At 70.2% G+C, this 17307-nt stretch carries 13 protein-coding genes; 9 read left to right on the plus strand and 4 right to left on the minus strand.

All coding sequences use genetic code 11. The features are described 5' to 3' along the window. The first annotated feature begins 78 nt into the window (after positions 1-78). The 6 genes from O5O46_RS08640 to O5O46_RS08665 are packed head-to-tail and all read left to right on the plus strand — an operon-like array spanning position 79 to position 7395. Complete coding sequence (locus O5O46_RS08640; RefSeq protein WP_269854714.1) at positions 79-1224, plus strand: 4Fe-4S dicluster domain-containing protein; 1146 nt, start codon at positions 79-81, stop codon at positions 1222-1224. Then, positions 1221-1679, plus strand: coding sequence for a Crp/Fnr family transcriptional regulator (locus tag O5O46_RS08645; RefSeq protein ID WP_269854715.1), 459 nt, complete (start codon positions 1221-1223; stop codon positions 1677-1679). Before O5O46_RS08640 ends, O5O46_RS08645 begins: the two co-directional genes overlap by 4 nt. 23 nt (positions 1680-1702) lie before the next feature. Then, complete coding sequence (locus O5O46_RS08650; protein ID WP_269854716.1) at positions 1703-2509, plus strand: FAD/NAD(P)-binding protein; 807 nt, start codon at positions 1703-1705, stop codon at positions 2507-2509. A gap of 1 nt (position 2510) precedes the next feature. Beyond that, entirely contained in the window at positions 2511-3299 is a 789-nt protein-coding gene (locus tag O5O46_RS08655; protein ID WP_269854717.1) for an oxidoreductase, read from the plus strand. Continuing rightward, positions 3296-4657, plus strand: coding sequence for a Ni/Fe hydrogenase subunit alpha (locus O5O46_RS08660; RefSeq protein WP_269854718.1), 1362 nt, complete (start codon positions 3296-3298; stop codon positions 4655-4657). Before O5O46_RS08655 ends, O5O46_RS08660 begins: the two co-directional genes overlap by 4 nt. A 38-nt stretch (positions 4658-4695) precedes the next feature. Next, entirely contained in the window at positions 4696-7395 is a 2700-nt protein-coding gene (locus O5O46_RS08665; protein ID WP_269854719.1) for a cation-translocating P-type ATPase, read from the plus strand. A gap of 3 nt (positions 7396-7398) precedes the next feature. Here O5O46_RS08665 and O5O46_RS08670 read toward each other — a convergent pair whose 3' ends face one another. The 4 genes from O5O46_RS08670 to O5O46_RS08685 all read right to left on the minus strand — a co-directional run bounded on the left by O5O46_RS08670 (position 7399) and on the right by O5O46_RS08685 (position 13672). Further along, positions 7399-10092, minus strand: a complete 2694-nt coding sequence (locus O5O46_RS08670; protein ID WP_269854720.1) for a bifunctional acetate--CoA ligase family protein/GNAT family N-acetyltransferase — start codon at positions 10090-10092, stop codon at positions 7399-7401. A gap of 20 nt (positions 10093-10112) precedes the next feature. Further along, complete coding sequence (locus tag O5O46_RS08675) at positions 10113-10397, minus strand: Hsp20/alpha crystallin family protein (protein WP_333482348.1); 285 nt, start codon at positions 10395-10397, stop codon at positions 10113-10115. Between the two features lie 146 nt (positions 10398-10543). Next, positions 10544-12943, minus strand: a complete 2400-nt coding sequence (locus tag O5O46_RS08680) for a glycoside hydrolase family 65 protein (RefSeq protein WP_269854721.1) — start codon at positions 12941-12943, stop codon at positions 10544-10546. 45 nt (positions 12944-12988) lie between these two features. Continuing rightward, positions 12989-13672 carry a helix-turn-helix domain-containing protein gene (locus tag O5O46_RS08685; RefSeq protein WP_269854722.1) on the minus strand — a complete coding sequence of 228 codons (684 nt, stop codon included), beginning with the start codon at positions 13670-13672 and terminating at the stop codon, positions 12989-12991. 412 nt (positions 13673-14084) lie between these two features. On the opposite strand from O5O46_RS08685, the gene O5O46_RS08690 reads away from it, so the two are divergent. The 3 genes from O5O46_RS08690 (at position 14085) to O5O46_RS08700 (ending at position 17299) form a co-directional block, all read left to right on the plus strand. Continuing rightward, the gene (locus O5O46_RS08690; protein WP_269854723.1) at positions 14085-14768 is read left to right on the plus strand and encodes a pyridoxamine 5'-phosphate oxidase family protein; all 684 of its coding nucleotides are present in this window, start codon (positions 14085-14087) and stop codon (positions 14766-14768) included. An 819-nt stretch (positions 14769-15587) separates the two neighbouring features. Beyond that, complete coding sequence (locus O5O46_RS08695) at positions 15588-16271, plus strand: hypothetical protein (RefSeq protein WP_269854724.1); 684 nt, start codon at positions 15588-15590, stop codon at positions 16269-16271. 284 nt (positions 16272-16555) lie between these two features. Continuing rightward, on the plus strand, positions 16556-17299 hold the full coding sequence (locus tag O5O46_RS08700; protein ID WP_269854725.1) for an IPT/TIG domain-containing protein: 744 nt from the start codon (positions 16556-16558) through the stop codon (positions 17297-17299). Positions 17300-17307: the final 8 nt, after the last annotated feature.

A 17307-nucleotide genomic window follows, 5' to 3' on the forward strand; every position in this document is an offset into this window, starting at 1 on the left:
CACACCCCGGAAGTCGGCCCCCGCCCGGCGGCCGCAGTCCACACATACTGACCGAACGGGACAACCAGGAGGTCGGTGATGGCAGACGACGGCGCCGCGGTGATCGACAAGGCGGGGCTGAACACGCTGATCACCGCCCTGGCCAGGCGCGGTCGCACGGTCATCGGACCGACCGTCCGCGACGGAGCGATCGTTCTGGCCGAGCTCTCCAGCGGCGACGAACTCCCCTACGGCTGGGGCGTCGAGCTGGAAGCGGGTCACTACCGGTTGCGGGAACGAGCGGATGGCGCCGCCTTCGCGCACAGCGCGGGCCCGCAGTCCTGGAAGACCTTCCTGCACCCGCCACGGGAGCGGCAGTGGACCGCCGCTCGCACCGCCGACGGCGAGTTGGAGTTCAGCGAGGACCGGACACCGCCGCCCGCCTACGCCTTCCTCGGGGTGCGCCCTTGCGACCTGCGGGCCATCGCGGTGCAGGACCGGGTGCTGACCGCCGGGCCGCACGCCGACGCCCGGTACCGGGGGCGCCGCAGGCGGGCCTTCCTGGTCGCCGTGGAGTGCACGGAACCGGGCGCCACCTGCTTCTGCGTGTCCATGGGCACCGGCCCCGCCGTGGGCCCCGGCTACGACCTGGCGCTGACCGAGGTGCTCGACGACAACGGACACCGCTTCCTGGTCCGTGCCGGTACCCAAGAGGGCGAGTCCGTACTGGCCGAACTGCCGCGACGCCCCGCCGACCCGGCCACCCGAACCGCGGCCCGTGACCGGGTCGCCGAGGCGGCCGACCACATGGGCCGCACGATGCCGCCGGTCAACCTGCAAACGCTGATGCGCGACACACTGGACGCCGAGCGCTGGAACGACGTCACCGCACGATGCCTCACCTGCGGCAACTGCACGATGGTGTGCCCCACCTGCTTCTGCACCAGCACCGAGGACATCACCGACCTCACCGGTGACCACGCCGAGCGGTGGCGCCGCTGGGAGTCCTGCTACGACCTTGACTTCACGCACCTGGCAGGCGCCGGCTCGGTCCGTAGCTCGCCGCGCAGCCGCTACCGGCAGTGGCTCACCCACAAGATCGGCACCTGGCACGACCAGTTCGGCAGCTCCGGATGCGTCGGCTGCGGCCGGTGCATCGTGTGGTGCCCGACCGGCATCGACATCACCGAGGAAGCGCATGCGCTCAACGCGGAGCGGGCGGCGGCAACGGGGCAGCCGCGATGACGGACTTCCTCGGCTCCCTACCGCCCACCCTGCGTGGCTGGTTGCTCGGCTTCGCGCACGACACCTCCTTCCCGGGCGACACCCGTCTGTTCGCGGAAGGCGGTGCGGCCGACCGCTTCTGGCTCGTGCGCAGCGGGCTGATCGCGCTTGACGTGCACATCCCGGGGCGGGGCGCGGTCGTGGTCGAGACGATCGGTGACGGTGAACTGCTCGGCTGGTCCTGGCTGTTCGAGCCGTACCAATGGCACCTGGGCGCGCTGACCCGTACCGCCGTGGAGGCTTACGAGTTCGACGCTCCGCAGGTGCGCGCCGCGATGGACGAGGACCCGGCGGCCGGGCTGGCCCTGTTCCGCGCCATCGGCGACCAGGTGATCGGGCGGCGGCTCAAATCCGCCCGCACCCGGCTGCTCGACCTGTACGGACCACGATCCTTCGAGAGCGGCCCGGCCCGATGACGGTTCTCGCTCCGCGTGCGTCCGTGGCGACGGTGCCCGTTCCGTACCGGGTGGTGGAGTGCTCGGCGGAGTCGGCGGACACCGCCACGATCGCTCTGGAGCCCGTGGGTTCGCCGCTCCCGGCCTTCACACCGGGTCAGTACGCGATGGTCTATGCCTTCGGGGTCGGTGACATTCCGCTGTCGGTGTGCGGAATCGACGGGCACCGCCTCACCCACACGGTCCGTTCCGTCGGCGCGACCTCCGCGGCGCTGCGGTCGCTGCGGCCGGGTACCAGGGTGGGGGTGCGCGGCCCGTTCGGTACCGCATGGGACCTGGACGCCGCGTCCGGGCGGGACCTGCTGTTGGTGGCCGGCGGCATCGGGCTGGCGCCGCTGCGTCCCCTGGTACACGACGCGCTCGCCGCGCCGCAGCGCTATGGACGGCTGAATGTCCTGATCGGAGCGCGCACGCCCGGCGATCTGCTCTACACCGAGGAGTTGCGCCGATGGCGGGACGCCGCACGGACCTTGGTGACCGTCGACCGGCCCGACGCCACCTGGACCGGGGATGTGGGTGTGGTAACCGCGCTACTCGACCGGGCGGCCTTCGATCCAGCCAACTCGGTGGCCTTCGTCTGCGGACCCGAAGTGATGATCCGGGCCACCGCCCGCGAGTTGGTCCACCGCGCGATGGATCCGGACCGGATCCGGGTCTCCCTGGAACGCACCATGCACTGTGCGACCGGCCACTGTGGCCACTGCCAGCTCGGCCCGCTGCTGCTCTGCCGCGACGGCCCCGTCGTCACCTGGACTCACGCCCAAACACTGCTGTTCGTAAGGGAGTTGTGACATGTCGGCCGAAGGCGGTCGGCGGCCGAAGCTCGCCGTGTGGAAGTTCGCCTCCTGCGACGGCTGTCAGCTCACCCTGCTGGACTGCGAGGACGAACTGCTCGGCATCGCCGAGGAGACGGAGATCTCCTACTTCCTCGAGGCGTCCAGCGCCGCCGGTCCGGGCCCCTACGACCTGTCGCTGGTCGAGGGCTCGGTCACCACCCGGCAGGACGCCGAGCGGATCCAGCACATCCGCTCCGCCTCCCGGCGACTGGTGACCATCGGCGCCTGCGCCACCGCCGGAGGCGTGCAGGCGCTGCGCAACTACGCCGACGTCGCCGAGTTCCGCGCCGCCGTCTACGCCCGACCCGAGTACATCGCCACGCTCGCCACCTCCACGCCGATCAGCGCGCACGTCCCCGTGGACCTGGAGCTGCGCGGCTGCCCCATCGATCGGGGCCAGTTGGTGGAAGTCATCACCGCATTCCTCGCCGGGCGCAAGCCGGATGTTCCGGAACACAGCGTGTGCTTCGAGTGCAAGCTGCGCGGCACGCCCTGCGTGATCGTGGCGCACGGCACGCCCTGCCTCGGTCCCGTCACACACGCCGGATGCGGCGCGCTGTGCCCCGCGTACGGGCGGGGCTGCTACGGCTGCTTCGGCCCGTCCAACTCCATCAACTTCTCCGCGTTCATTCCGCTGTTGCGCCGTGATGGGATGGACACCCTCGATGTGGTACGGGTGTTGCGCACGTTCAACACCGCCTCCCCGGAGTTCGACGCCGCCTCGCGCGAGGAGACGCAACGGTGAAGACAAGGGAGTTGAAGCTCGGCGCCCTGGCCCGCGTCGAGGGAGAGGGCACGCTGCACCTACGCCTGCGCGACGGTGAGGTCACCGAGGCCCGGCTGAGGATCTACGAACCGCCCCGCTTCTTCGAGGCGTTCCTGCGCGGCCGTGCCCACACCGAACCCCCGGACATCACTTCCAGAGTGTGCGGGATCTGCCCGGTGGCCTACCAGCTCAGCGCCTGCCGCGCCGTGGAGGACGCCTGCGGGGCCGTGGTCGACGGCCAGCTGGCGGCACTGCGGCGGCTGCTGTACTGCGGCGAGTGGATCGAGAGCCAGACCCTGCACATCCACCTGCTGCACGCGCCCGACTTCTTCGACTGCGCCAGCGTCATCGAGCTGGCCAGGGTCCAGCGCGCCGCGGTAGAACGCGGCCTACGGCTCAAACAGGCCGGAAACGCCATCATCGAGTTGCTGGGCGGCCGCTCGATCCACCCCGTCAACATCCGCGTCGGCGGCTTCCACCGTGTCCCCACCAAAACCGAACTCCGCCCGCTCGCCGAGCGGTTGCGCCGGGAACAGGACGCCGCGGTGGAGCTGGTGCGCTGGGTGTCGGGGTTCGACTTCCCTGACGCGGGGTGCGATCACGAACTGCTCGCCCTGGCCGAACCCGGCACCTACGCCATCGAGTCCGGCACCCCAACCGCCATGGACGCTCCGAGCGCGGCCGGGCTCCCGGCCGACACCGACCGCGCACTGCCGACCCGGACCTTCGACGTCCACGACTTCGGCGACCACGTCGTCGAACGCCAGGTGCCCTACTCCACCGCACTCCATTCCGTACTGGACGGACGCCGCCACCTGACCGGCTCACTGGCCCGCTACGCCATCAGCGGCCGGTGGCTCACCCCCATCGCCCTGGAAGCCGCAAGGGACGCCGGGCTCGGTGACCCCCAACAGGGCACGGTGTGCCGCAATCCGTTCCGCAGCATCATCGTCCGAGCCGTCGAGGTGCTGTACGCCATCGACGAGGCGCTGCGCATCATCGACACCTACGAGCCCCCGGCCCACCCCGCCGTGGCGGTCCCGCCACGAGCCGCCACCGGTCACGGGGCGACGGAAGCACCACGCGGTCTGCTGTACCACCGCTACACCCTGGACGCGCGGGGCACCGTCACCGACGCCAACCTCGTCCCGCCCACCGCCCAGAACCAGGGCGCGATCGAGGAGGACCTGCGCCGCACGGTACGGCACCTGTTGCGCACCGGTGAGCCCACCGACGCCGAGCTGACCGCCCTGTGCGAACGGGTCATCCGCAACCACGACCCGTGCATCTCCTGCTCGGCCCACTTCCTCGACCTCAGGGTTCGCCGGGGGGCTTGATGAGGAGTCAGCACGAGACGTGGGTAAGGCCCCCTGGGGTGAACCCCGAGGAGGCGGCTGACCTCCTGCTGCGGGACCTGAGCAGTTCGTCCGCCGGGCTGTCGAGCACCGAGGCCCAGCGACGGTTGTCGCAGTATGGGCCCAACGCGTTGCGGCGACGCCGCGGGGTGCGTTGGCCGGTCGAGTTGGCGCGCCAGTTCACCCACCCCCTGGCACTGCTGCTGTGGCTGGCCGCCGCGCTGCTGGTCACCGTCGGTTCGCTGGTCGTCGCGGCGGCGGTCGTGCTGATCATCGTGCTGAACGCGGCCTTCGCGTTCATCCAGGAAGTCCACGCCGAGCGCGCGGTGGAGGCACTCGCCGAGTACATCCCGCAACGGGCCAAAGTCCTGCGCGACGGTGAGCCACGGGAGGTCGACGCGGCCGAACTGGTACCGGGTGACATCGCGATCATCGAGGAGGGGGATCGCATCGCGGCGGACATCCGCCTGCTCGCTGGTGCCATCGAAGCCGACATGTCGGCGTTGACCGGCGAGTCGGTTCCCACGTTGCGTTCGGCTTCCATCCTGGACGTGGACGTCCCTGTTCTCAGGGCGCACGACCTGGTCTTCAGCGGCACGAACTGCACCGGCGGCGAAGCGCGTGGTGTCGTCTTCGCCACGGGGATGAGCACCGAACTCGGACGGATCGCGGCGCTGTCGGAGCGGGTCAAGCAGGAGCCGAGTCCGTTGGAACGCCAGGTCCGGCGGGTGGCCTGGCTGATCGCCGCAGTCTCGGTGGCACTGGCGCTGGCGTTCATCCCCGTGGCCACCTTCGGTGTGCATCTGTCCTTGATCAACTCGCTGGTCTTCGCGGCTGGTCTGCTCGCCGGAATGGTGCCCGAGGGCCTGCTGCCGGTGATCACCTTGGCGCTGGCGGTGGCCGTCCGGGCGCTCGCCTCCCGGGGCGCGCTGGTGAAGCGGCTGAGCGCTGTGGAGACGCTCGGATCAACCGATGTCATCTGTACGGACAAGACGGGCACGCTCACCGAGAACCGGATGCGGCCGCTCGCAGTGTGGACCGCGTCCGGCGTTCACGACCTGGAAGCCGACTCGGGCACCACTGCGGCGGGTGAACTCCTGCCCACCGTGGCCCGCATCGCGTCGGCCTGCAACAACGCGCGGTTGACACCCGGTGAGGAGCCGAGTGGCGATCCCACCGAAGTGGCCGTCCTTCTCGCGGCCCGTGCGCTGGGAGCCGAGACGGACGCGGCCCATCGAGAGGGCAAGAGACGTTGGCAGTTCCATTTCGATCCCGAACTGAAGCTGATGTCCACCATCGACCGGGACGGCGACCGACTCGTGGTCCACACGAAAGGGGCGCCGGAGGCACTGCTTCCGCACTGCACGACGCTTCTTGGCCCCCAGGGGTGCCCAGTGCCACTGGACGCCGCCCACCACGACCTGATCACCGCGCAGGTGAACGCTTTCGCCACCAACGGCCTACGGGTCCTCGCCCTGGCCGAGCGCCCGCTGCCCGCTGGAATCAGGCCGCCGCACCGGCGTGCGGACGCCGAGCACGAACTGTGCTTCGTCGGACTGATCGCCATGCTCGATCCCCCGCGTCCCGAGGTGGCCGAGGCCGTGGCGCGCTGCCGCACGGCGGGTATCCGCGTCATCGTCATCACCGGCGACCACCCGCTCACCGCCGCCGCGATCGCCCGCCGGGTGGGCATCAGCGGTGACAGTCCCACCACCGTCAGCGGCGAACAACTCGACCGCCTGACCGAGCCGGAACTGGCCCAACTGCTGTCCAGCGAACCGGACATCATCTTCGCCCGCGCGTCTCCCGAGGCGAAGCTGCGCATCGCCGACGCCCTGCGCGGCCAAGGACACGTGGTGGCGATGACCGGCGACGGAGTCAACGACGCCCCGGCGCTGCGCCGCGCGGACATCGGCGTCGCGATGGGACGCACCGGCACCGACGTCGCCCGGGAAGCGTCCACCATGGTGCTCACCGATGACGACTTCGCCTCGATCGTCGCAGCGGTGCGGGCCGGGCGGCGGATCTATGACAACGTCCGCAAGTTCATCATCTACATCTTTGCCCACGCGACACCCGAGGTCACACCGTTCCTGGTCTTCGCGCTCGGCGGCGGACTCGTTCCCCTGCCGTTGACGATCCTTCAACTGCTCGCCTTCGATGTGGGCAGCGAGACCGCGCCCGCCCTCGCCCTGAGCCGGGATCCCGCCGAACCTGGCCTCATGCACCGCCCGCCACGCCCCCGCTCCGAAGGGGTTATCCGCGGCCCGATGCTGGTGCGCGCCTGGCTCTTCCTGGGGGTCATGGTCAGCGCACTGCAGATGGCCGGGTACTTCTACGTACTGTCCTCGGCCGGCTGGCACCCGGGAGCTCCCGTCGGCGAAGGCACACCCCTGCACCACGCCTATCGGCAGGCGACGACGATGACGTTCCTGGGCATGATCGCCGGTCAGATCGGTACGGCGTTCGCCGTCCGCACCCAGCGCGCCTCGCTCCGCTCGGTCGGCGTGTTGTCCAACCGCTACCTGCTGTGGGGCATCGCGGCCGAACTGTTCCTGGCGGCCGTGTTCGTCTACGCCCCGCCGTTCCAGGGCCTGCTGGGCACCGCCGCCCTCCCGGTGGGCGACCTGCTGTTGCTGGTGCCCTACCCGTTCGTGGTCTGGGGCGCCGACGAGGCGCGTCGCTATCTGGTCCGTCGGCGGACCGCGCGGCACGGCTGAGGCTCAGCGCAGCCGACGCAGATACGGGTCCTGCGCGCGGCGGGGCAGCAACCGGACGCGGGCGTCGAGCGTCAGGACGCCGTCGGGACGGGCGACCACGGGGTTGAGGTCGGCCTCGGCGAGTTCGGGCAGATCGCACGCCATCCGCGACAGTCGCGACAAGAGCTGCTCCAGCCCCTCCAAGTCGACCGGCCCGCCGCCCGGTTGACCGAACAGCAACGGCGCACAGCGTGGCATACGGATCAGCGCGTGGACGTCACGGTCCGTCAGCGGCGCGAGCCTGGCCGCATGGTCAGCGAGCACATCGGTGACCGTACCGCCGAGACCGAACAGCACCAGCGGACCGAACACCGCGTCCTGCACGATCCCCGCCACCAGTTCCACACCCCGCGGTGCCATCGGCTGCACCACCACACCGGTCATCACGTCCCCGAAGCGCGCCACGAGGCTGGCATGGGCTCGGCGTACAGCGACCTCGCCTGCCAGGTCGAGAGCGATCGCACCCTGGTCGCTCTTGTGCATCAGGCCTGGCCAGTGGGCCTTGAGCGCCACAAGTCCGTCGCGACCGGCCAGGAGCGCGGCGGCCCTGACCGCCTCCTCCTCGCTCTCCGCCCAACTCCAGGGCGACTGCCGAATGCAGTAGTACGAAAGGAGCTCAGCGCACTGGCGCGGATGCAGCCAGCCGCCCTCCGGGCGCTGCGCGAGATAGGCGTCCACCAGCGACGTCGCACCATCGCAGTCGATGCCAGGCAGTTCCGGAATCGTCCCCGGTGGCTCGGCAAGCCACGCGGCACGGGTCACCGCGTGGGCGAGCGCTCGGGCCGCGGATGTGGCGTCGGCGTAGGCGGGCACCGCCCCGCCGCCCTCGGCACGCAGCAGGCGGACGGTTTCCGCCTGGTCGAGCAGGACCGCTGCCACCGGCCGGGAGCGGCGCCCGTTGAGGGCCAGGCGGGGATCATCACCAGTCGCTCTGACCAGCGCCGTGGGCACCAGCACGACCATCACCGCGTCGACACGGCCGTGGGTGGCGAGCCGGTCCACACAGGACCGCAGTGCGGAGGCACCCACAACCGCCGTGGCGTCGACCGGGTTCCCGGCGCAGGCTCCTTCGGGCAGATCGGCCAGGAGGCCGGCGGCCAACTTGGCGGGGAGTTCGGGGAGCGTCAACCCTGCCTCGACGCAGGCATCTGCGGCGAGCACTCCCGCACCCGCCGCGTTGGTCACCACGGCCACCGAGCCACCGGTGGGCAGCGGTTGGGAGTGCAACAGGGCCGCGGTGTCCAGGAGTTCGGCGATGGTGCGGGTAGCGGTGATCCCTGCCTGTGAGAACAGCGCACCCCGCGTCATGGTGGGCGTGGCCGCCGCGGCCGTGTGCGCGGCGGCGGCCCGGCGGCCAGCGGCGGAACGCCCGGCGTCCACGGTGAGCACCGGCATGCGCCGGGCCACCCGGCGTGCCGTACGGGAGAAGGCGCGCGGATTGCCGAAGGACTCCAGGTGCAGCAGGGCCAGTTCGGTGTGGCGGTCGCCCTCCCACCAGCACAGCAGGTCGTTGCCGGAGACGTCCAGCTTGTCGCCGAGCGAGACGAAGGAGGAGACTCCGATGCCGAGCCGCGACAGCCCGTCGAGCAGCGCCATGCCGACCCCGCCCGACTGCACGCCGACCCCGGCACTGCCCGGCAGTGGTGGGTGAGCGGCGAATGTCGCGTCCAACGCCACTGCTTCTTCTGTGTTGGCCAGGCCAAGGCAGTTCGGCCCCACCAGCCGCATGCCGTAGCGGCGGCAGACCTTCAGCAGTGCCGACGCTCCCTCGGCGTCGAACCCCGAGGCCAACACCACCAGCGCGCGGACGCCCCTACGGCCGCACTGCTCGGCGACGTCCGCCACGGCACCCGCGGGCACCGCGATCACCGCCAGGTCGGGTGGGTGTGGCAGGTCGCTCACCGACGGGTAGGCGGGCGTGCGAGCGATGGCGTGCGCATGCGGATTCACCGCGCAGACGCGCCCGTTGAACCGTCCGTGGCGGATGTTGCGCAGCACCGCCCGGCCGACCGAGGTGGTTTTGGTGCCCGCCCCGACGACGACCACGGAACGTGGTCTCAGCAGCGGTGACAGGCTCGCGCGGTCCGCGCTCGCCGCACGAAGGTCGAGGGCCGACAGGTATGTCTCGTCCTCGTCCAGCCGTATGCTGCACCGCACTTCGGGCCCCTCGAAGTGCCGGGACACGCGCAGCCCAAGGTCCGCGAAGACCTTCAGCACCGCGGCGTTGTGGGTGAGCGCGTCAGCGGTGAACGTCGTGATCCCGGCCTCGCGGGCGGCGTGCACCAGGTGTTCCAGCAGCAGTGTGCCCACACCGCGGTGGTGCCAGGCGTCCGCGACCGCCACGGAGATCTCGGCGCTCGTCGAACCGGCGCGCGGATCGTCCGCCTCGTACTCCGCGATGCCCACCACCGCGTCGTCGACGAGAGCGAGCAGCCCCTGATAACCGGGTTTGCCGCAGCGAGCGACGCGCTCGGCAGCCCGTTCCGCCGGGCGGCGGCTCACGTCGAAGAACCGGAACCGCAGGTTCTCCTCGGACATGCACTCGTACAGCGCCCGTACGCCGTCACGGTCGCCGGTGCGTACCGGTCGGATCCGTACGGTCGTGCCATCGGCAAGCAGCGCATGTACGCCGTCTGCGGCGAGTGCCGAAGCCGTCATGTTGGTGCGCTCGATTCGTGTCAGGTTCCCGCCTTACCGGGCTGGGAGATCTCGATGTGCCGTGGCTTGGCGGCCTGAGCCTTGGGAATGGTCACCGTCAGCCACCCTTCGCTCAAGGTGGCCTCGATCTCCTCGGCCTTCGCGTCGGCGGGCAGCAGCGCCCGGTACTCGAAGCGTCCGGTTCGGCGAGTGCTTCGACGCAGTACGCCTTCGCGCTCGCGCTCCTTGTGCTCACCGGTGATGGGCAGCTCGCGCCCGTCGAAGAGCTCGTCCGGCTCGGCGGCGAGCGGTTCACTCAAACCCATGGACGGGAACGCCCTCTCCTCAGGCCTCCGTGCCGGTGCCGTATGGGCAGGGTCATCGCGGTTCACCTCCGCGAACCGATGGCGTTCGGGCGATTCCCATGCTGCTCGCCTTGCCCCCACCGGGCGAGTCGTACGGCCATACCGCCCTAGACCAGGTCCAGCCATCGGGCGTGACCAGGCGCGACGCTGACCTCCCGATGTGGGAGGACGACGCGGATCGGCTGTTCTTCGGAGGACGGGACGCTGATGCGCAGCCGTCCGGGCCGCATGTGCAGGGCCACGCCCCAGTGCCCTCGGTAGCGGAGGGAGAAGCTGAACTCCGACAGTTCGGGCACCGGCGCAGGGTCCACCCACAGCGCCTCCTCCCGGGTTTCCAGACCGGTCAGGCCGCGCTGCACGAGATCCAACGTCCCGGCCATGGCACCCAGGTGAATGCCTTCAGCCGTGGTTCCCCCCTGGAGATCGGTCACGTCTTCGGCGAGCGCGTCCTGCAGGTACTGCCACGCTCCGGCGCGCCGGGTCCGGGTGAGCACCCAGCCGTGCACGAGCTCGCTCAGCGTGGAGCCGTGGCTGGTGCGGCGCAGGTAGTAGTCGACGGTCTTCCGCCAGGTGTCGTCGTCCACGTCGTAGCCCAGCAACCGGAACAGACGCGAGAGCTCGCCAGGCGAGAACAGGTAGCCGAGCATGAGAACGTCGGCCTGTTTGGATGCCTTGTACCGGTTGGTCGTGTCGCCCTCGCCCTCCAGGATCCGGTCCAGACGCTGGATGCCGCCATAGCGGTCGCGGTACTTCTGCCAGTCGAACTCCACGAGGTCCGCGTAGCCGTCGAACTGGCTGACCACCCCTTGGTGGAAGGGCACACGCAGTTTCCGGGACACCTCCTCCCAGCGGTCCAGCTCCTCAGTGCCCAGGGCGATGCGCTCGAAGAGTTCCTGGCGGCGGGGCACCGGCAGGGTGCGCGCCAGGTCGAGGGCGCGGTGCAGCACCCAGGCGGCGGTGACGTTGGTGTACGCGTTGTCGTCTAGGCCAGGCTTGGTGGCGTCCGGGTAGGCGTCGTGGTACTCGTCGGGACCGACTACGCCGCGGATCCGGTACCGCCCGCTTCCGGCGTCGAGCTCGGCGGCGCTGGCCCAGAAGCGGGCGATCTGAAGCAGTATCTCGGCGCCCTTGGTGTGCAGGAACTCGGTGTCGCCGCTGGCCTGGCAGTACTGCCACACGTTGTAGGCCACTGCGGAGCCGACGTGGTGCTGGAGCCGGGAGTGGTCGGGCAGCCAGCGACCGGAACGCGGGTTGAGGTGCAGCGTCTGCGCCTCCTCCCGGCCGTCGCTGCCGCACTGCCAGGGGAACATCGCACCGTCTCGCCCGGCCTCGCGGGCCGCGCGGCAGGCCTGGGGCAGCCTTCGGTGGCGGTACACGAGCAGTGCTCGGGAGACTTCGGGAAAGTGCAGGTTCAGGAAGGGCAGTACGAACAACTCGTCCCAGAAGACATGGCCGCGGTACGCCTCGCCGTGCAGTCCCCGTGCGGGCACGCCGACGTCGAGTTCCGCGGTGTGCGGCGAGAGCGTCTGGAGCACATGGAACAGGTGCAGGCGCAGGATCCGCCCGGCCTCCCCCGGCACCCGCAGCTCCGCCCGCTGCCAGAGGTGCTCCCACGCCGCATGGTGTGCCGCGAGCAGCTCCGGGAACGCCATCGCGGTGCCGGCGCGGTCCAGGGCGGCGTGCAGCGGGTCGCTGATCGCCATGTCCCGCGAGGTGTGCAGGGCGACGGTCTTGTCGACGTACACCGCCTTGGCTCGCCTGACCGGCACGACGAGCAGCTGTGTGACGCTCCGGGGCCGCAGCTCGGCGCGTGGTCGTACGGCCGAGCGCGTGCCCGTCGTGGCACGGGTACGCGCGGCCATGGCAACGGCGATGTCCGACGCGGACGTACGGCAGTGCAGCCACACCGTCTCGGGATCGACGGCACCCGTCCGCCAGTCAGTCAGATGGTGGCCTTCGAAGTCGCGGTAGCGGGCGACGCCCGCGTTGGTGACGTCCCCGTCGATGGCGGACTCGACATCGAGTTCACCCGCCCAGTTCTGCGCGGTGAAGCGGGTGCGCAGGGCAGCCAGATGGGGATCTGCCATGTGGACAAGGCGCTGCTGGTCGACGGCCAGGCCACGGCCTTGGTCGTCGACGAAGAGCATGTGCCGGGTGAGCACGCCGCGGCGCAGGTCGAGGCTCTGCCGGTACTCCCGCAGGTAGCCGTCGTCGACGTGGAACCACCCACCGCTCCCGGCGCCCGTGGCGTGGATCCGGAACCGTAGCGGCAGCCAGTTGGGGAGGTTCACCAGGTCCTCGTTCTCGACCTGTCGTCCGGCGACGGTCGAGACCAGCCGGTTGTAGCAGCCCGCGGCATACGTCCCGGGGTAGTGTGCCGGTCCCGTCGAGGACTCGCTGGCGGCGCCGCGAGTGGCGAAGTAGCCGTTGCCCAGGGTGCACAACGCTTCCCGCAGCCGTTCCTGGGCCGGGTCGTACCCCTCGTACTCCCAGGCCCAGTCAGACATGCCCGGCCTTCCGACCCGGCGCGTCAGGCGCGCCCGCCAATGCCATCAGCGCACCTGGATCAGGCGGCCGGTGATGTGTTCCGGTTCGACGCGGATCCAGGTGTCGCGGTCGCCGCCCGCCCAGGGCTTGCTGTGTGCCTCCGCGACCAGCCGTGCGATGGTCGCGGGGTCGGTGACCCGCTGGGCCATCCCGACGACCAGCACGCTCCAGCCCTGACTCAGCGCCTCGTCGATGTGGTCCACCTCGAAGGCGACCTTGGTTCCGGACGCCGACGCGGGCGCGGTGCCCGGCGCCGTTCTGAACACCACCGCGTCGTCGATGACGGAGTAGTTCACGGGGATGATGGCCGGTCCCGCCTCGGTCGTCACCGAGACCCGCCCCACACCATGGGTGGCGAGCCGGGCACGGCACTGCGCCTCGTCCAACGCCACCAGCTCAGGGTGGTACGCGGCCTCGCCGAGCCCCGGCGGCAGGTCAGCGTTGCCACCACACAGCTCCGTCACGGTGGTCTCCAACGCCCCGGCGACCCGCAGCAACAACCCGACGTCGGGCAGAGCTGGATGCTCCTCGACGTACCTGATGTACCCCGCCGCCGCACCGGCCCGAGCGGCCACCTCGTCCCGCGTCAACCCCAGCTCCTGACGCCGCGCAGCCACCCGACGCCCGAAGTCACTGCGCTCCGGCCCGCCGGTCCGGGGTTCCTTGCCGGATGGTTCCTGCTCTGACATGGCGGTTCACTTTCTCCGCTCGGGTCTCCACACACCGAGTGGGCGGCACTCCTGTCGGGACCACCGGTGACTGCGCGCTGACGTGGCCTGACCTCAGGATGGGATGGGTCGCCCGGATGCGCCACCGCGGGCCCGGGGGCGTTCAGCGGCGGCAGCCCATGCGGTCGCGCGGCCTCGCGCCGGCGTGAGCAGGGAAGCCACGGGAGGGTCGAACCCTTCCTTGACGTCCCGCGTTCCGGACCATAACCCCGAAGCGCTGGCCGTGGGCCCGCGGGTCTGAGACCTCTCAGGCGGTCGTTCAGCGCTGGCGGGATGCCGCTGGCTCTGATCCCCTGGAAGGGGAGTAGCCAGGCGGCGTCGGCGACGCCTACCGGTGCGGACACCAACGGGCAGACATGCGGAGGAACCGAGCGTGCACGGCGAAGGAACGCCGCCAAGGGACTCAGCCAGCGCCTCGTCCCAGGGCGACACCATGGCCACCCGCGCCTCCGTGCGTCGTCGGCAGCTCGGGATGACGCAGGAGGAACTGGCCCGCCGGGCCGGCATGTCCGTCGCCTATCTGCGCCAGCTCGAGAGGTCCAGCGACGACTTCGACACCGCCGCCCTCATGCGACTGGCGGCCGCCTTGGAGATGCCCTACGAGGAGCTGATGGCGGGCCGCCGCGACGCAGCGCCTGGTCAGCAACCCGCGGCGGCTCATCCCGTGCTCATGCGGCTGTCCGAACGCGAGTGCTGGGAGCGACTCGGTACTCACGGCATCGGCCGCCTGGGGCTCTCGTCAGACACCGGTCCCGTGGTGCTCCCGGTCAACTTCCTGGTGGACGCCCACACCATCGTCTACCGCACCGACCCGGAGGGTGCGGCCGCGGTGTCCGCCGGAGACCAACTGGCCTTCGAGACAGACCGCCTTGACGAGCAGTCGAGGAACGGCTGGAGCGTACTTGTGACCGGCACAGCAGACCGCATCACCGACCCCGACGTCGTGCGCACTCTGGCTGACCGGCCAGGGGCCCAGCCCTGGGCAGGGGGCCGACGCGACCTGTGGATCCGCATCACACCCAGCGAGGTGACGGGTCGGACCATCGGGACGGTGTGACGCGACGACCAGGCCGCATGCCATCGCCGTCGGGGATGACTGGTGAGGTCGGCACACCGCGAAATGGGGACGGCGCTCGACCACGCACCCACGCCGAGTCCGCGGTCACCGCTCCCGTCCTGCAGCAGCCCTCAGCCGTTCTTCACTCGTCTCATCAGGCACCTCCGGTTCTGGATCAACTGACCGCTGGTCGCCCGACCCTGAACCGGACACAGCTGGTCGTTCGCCGTTGTCCGCCCGCACCATGGCCACCAGCATGGGGCGAGAGATTAGCCGGGGCGTTGCCAGTCGATCGCCTGGACCGCCGTGCTCAACAACTGCGTGCGGGGATGGTTGCGGGCCCCACAAGCCGCGTAGCCAGCTCGATGTCCTGGTGACGGTGACCGCGAGCCTCTTCGTCGAGAAACCGAGCCACAACTGGTGGATGGCGACCATCCCCCTTCAGCCTCGCCTCCCCGCGCGGCTGGATGTACGGCCAGGGTGAGGGGCGCGTCGGCCCTGAGGGTGACGAGGTTGAATCCTGGGTGTTCTGGCGGCCGACTCGGCCGTACGCCCCTCCATTCGGGTGACTCGGCGTCAACGTTATTGCAGCCCCGCTCACTCTGATGGATTACTGAGTATGTCTAATCCGGTGGGCTGCCCATCCTCTCCGGGGGAGTGGCAAGCGGCCTTCCGTTTGCCCGGCCACGGCTCTTGTGGTGGTGGCGGCTGATTGCCGCGTGGGCTCCCTTGGCTGAGGACGACGTGGATCGACCAACTGGTGCTGTTCGTTGGTGCTGGTAGGGGTGGTGGCTCGCGACCGTCACGCAGGGAGCTGTCATGCCAACTGCCCGGAAGCTCTGGTCCTTGCTCGGTGTCTGTGCGCTGTCCGCTGCGCTGGCCGCGGTCCCGACAACCGCGCATGCGCAGGTACCGGTGTTGTGCAGCGAGACCGCGTTGGTGAACGCGATCTATGGGGCGAACGCGAATGGCGGAGACACCCTGCTTCTGACTCCGGGCTGCACGTACACGCTCACCAGCGCGCACGGCACCGCGTCGGACGGACCGGTGGGACTGCCGCCGATCACCACGCCGATCACCATGCTGGGGATGGGAACCAACATCGCCCGCGACCCCTCCGCCCCCGCCTTCCGGATTCTGGAGGTCGACGGGACCGCAAATGTGCCCGGGACCAAGGGCCAGCTCAACATGACCGGGATCACCGTCAGAGGTGGCAACGCCGTGGCGCCCTTCCCCGGCGGAGGCATCGCCGACCGGGGCGGTGCGGTGTCCCTGACGGCGGGCAGCGTCACTGGCAACACCGCCGTTGCCGGGGGCAGCATCTACGTCGACAACGGCAGCGTCACCCTGATGACCAGCAGCGTCACCGGCAACACGGCCAGCGCCTCCGGCGGCGGGATCTACGTCAACTCCGGCGCGGTGAACTTGCTGGTCAGCACGGTCAACGGCAACACCCCGGACAACTGCGCCCCATTGGGCAGTGTGCCCGGCTGCACCGGCTGACCGGCTCGACCAGAGTCCGCAACGGCGTCGCCCCTACAGGAGGCTCTCCCGGCGACGACGGCGCACGGCAGCCGTCCGGTAGACACTGCCCAATGTGTCCCACCGAAGGCGCAGTCATCGGTGGGCAGGTGGGCGCAATGGGCATCGCGATGCAGCTCACCGGCGGCGGCCATAGGTAACGAGGCCCGGTGCCCTGGGATCCCAGGGCCGTTTTCAGCTCGTCGCGTATCGCTCATTCACGTCAGTCCATCGTCACTCATGCACGCCACACGAAGGAGGCAGTCATGCCTATCTCCCCGAACCAGGGTTCCACCGGTGGCGGGACCGTGGTCACCATCACCGGCACCAATCTCAGCGGTGCCACCGCCGTGCACTTCGGATCCAAGCTCGGTACCATCACCGCCAACACGGCCACCTCGATTACCGTGACCTCACCTTCCGGTACCGGCACGGTCCCGGTGACGGTGACCACCCCCGGCGGTACCAGCAACCCGGTGTCGTTCTTCTACGTCGGCGCGCCGTTCAAGTCCAGCATCAGTCCCCTCTCCGGTGTCACCGCGGGCGGCAACACTGTCACCGTCAACGGTACGGGCCTGTCCACGGCCACCGCGGTGCACTTCGGCGCCGCCTCCGCAACCCCGACCGTGGTCAACGACAGCCAACTGACCGTCACCGTCCCAGCGGGCACGGCGGCTGGGCCGGTGGGCGTCAGCGTCACCACCGCTGGCGGCACCAACAACGGCCTGTCGTACACCTATGTCGACGTGCCCGCCATCACCTCGGTGGCCCCCGCCTCCGGTCCGACGTCCGGGGGAACGGCGGTGACCATCACCGGCACGAACCTGACCACCACCCAGTCGGTCACCTTGGCGGGCGCGCCCGCACCGTTCTCCGCCATCAGCGACACCACTCTCTCCGCGGTCACTCCGCCGGGAACCGCCGGTGCCGCCGACGTCACCGTCACCACCAGCGCGGGCAGCGTCACCGACACTGGCGGCTTCACCTACACCGCCGGGCCCGGCATCTGACGCGCTGC

Origin of the sequence: Streptomyces sp. RPT161 (genome assembly GCF_027533845.1) — a bacterium.
GTDB classification, from domain to species: domain Bacteria; phylum Actinomycetota; class Actinomycetes; order Streptomycetales; family Streptomycetaceae; genus Streptantibioticus_A; species Streptantibioticus_A silvisoli_A.

Excerpts from the sequence above, each read along its gene's own strand:
- O5O46_RS08700 (WP_269854725.1), top strand. The coding sequence starts at position 16,556 with ATGCCTATCTCCCCGAACCAGGGTTCCACCGGTGGCGGGACCGTGGTC.
- O5O46_RS08685 (WP_269854722.1), bottom strand. The coding sequence starts at position 13,672 with ATGTCAGAGCAGGAACCATCCGGCAAGGAACCCCGGACCGGCGGGCCG.
- O5O46_RS08675 (WP_333482348.1), bottom strand. The coding sequence starts at position 10,397 with ATGGGTTTGAGTGAACCGCTCGCCGCCGAGCCGGACGAGCTCTTCGAC.
- O5O46_RS08695 (WP_269854724.1), top strand. The coding sequence starts at position 15,588 with ATGCCAACTGCCCGGAAGCTCTGGTCCTTGCTCGGTGTCTGTGCGCTG.
- O5O46_RS08640 (WP_269854714.1), top strand. The coding sequence starts at position 79 with ATGGCAGACGACGGCGCCGCGGTGATCGACAAGGCGGGGCTGAACACG.
- O5O46_RS08655 (WP_269854717.1), top strand. The coding sequence starts at position 2,511 with ATGTCGGCCGAAGGCGGTCGGCGGCCGAAGCTCGCCGTGTGGAAGTTC.
- O5O46_RS08670 (WP_269854720.1), bottom strand. The coding sequence starts at position 10,092 with ATGACGGCTTCGGCACTCGCCGCAGACGGCGTACATGCGCTGCTTGCC.
- O5O46_RS08680 (WP_269854721.1), bottom strand. The coding sequence starts at position 12,943 with ATGTCTGACTGGGCCTGGGAGTACGAGGGGTACGACCCGGCCCAGGAA.
- O5O46_RS08645 (WP_269854715.1), top strand. The coding sequence starts at position 1,221 with ATGACGGACTTCCTCGGCTCCCTACCGCCCACCCTGCGTGGCTGGTTG.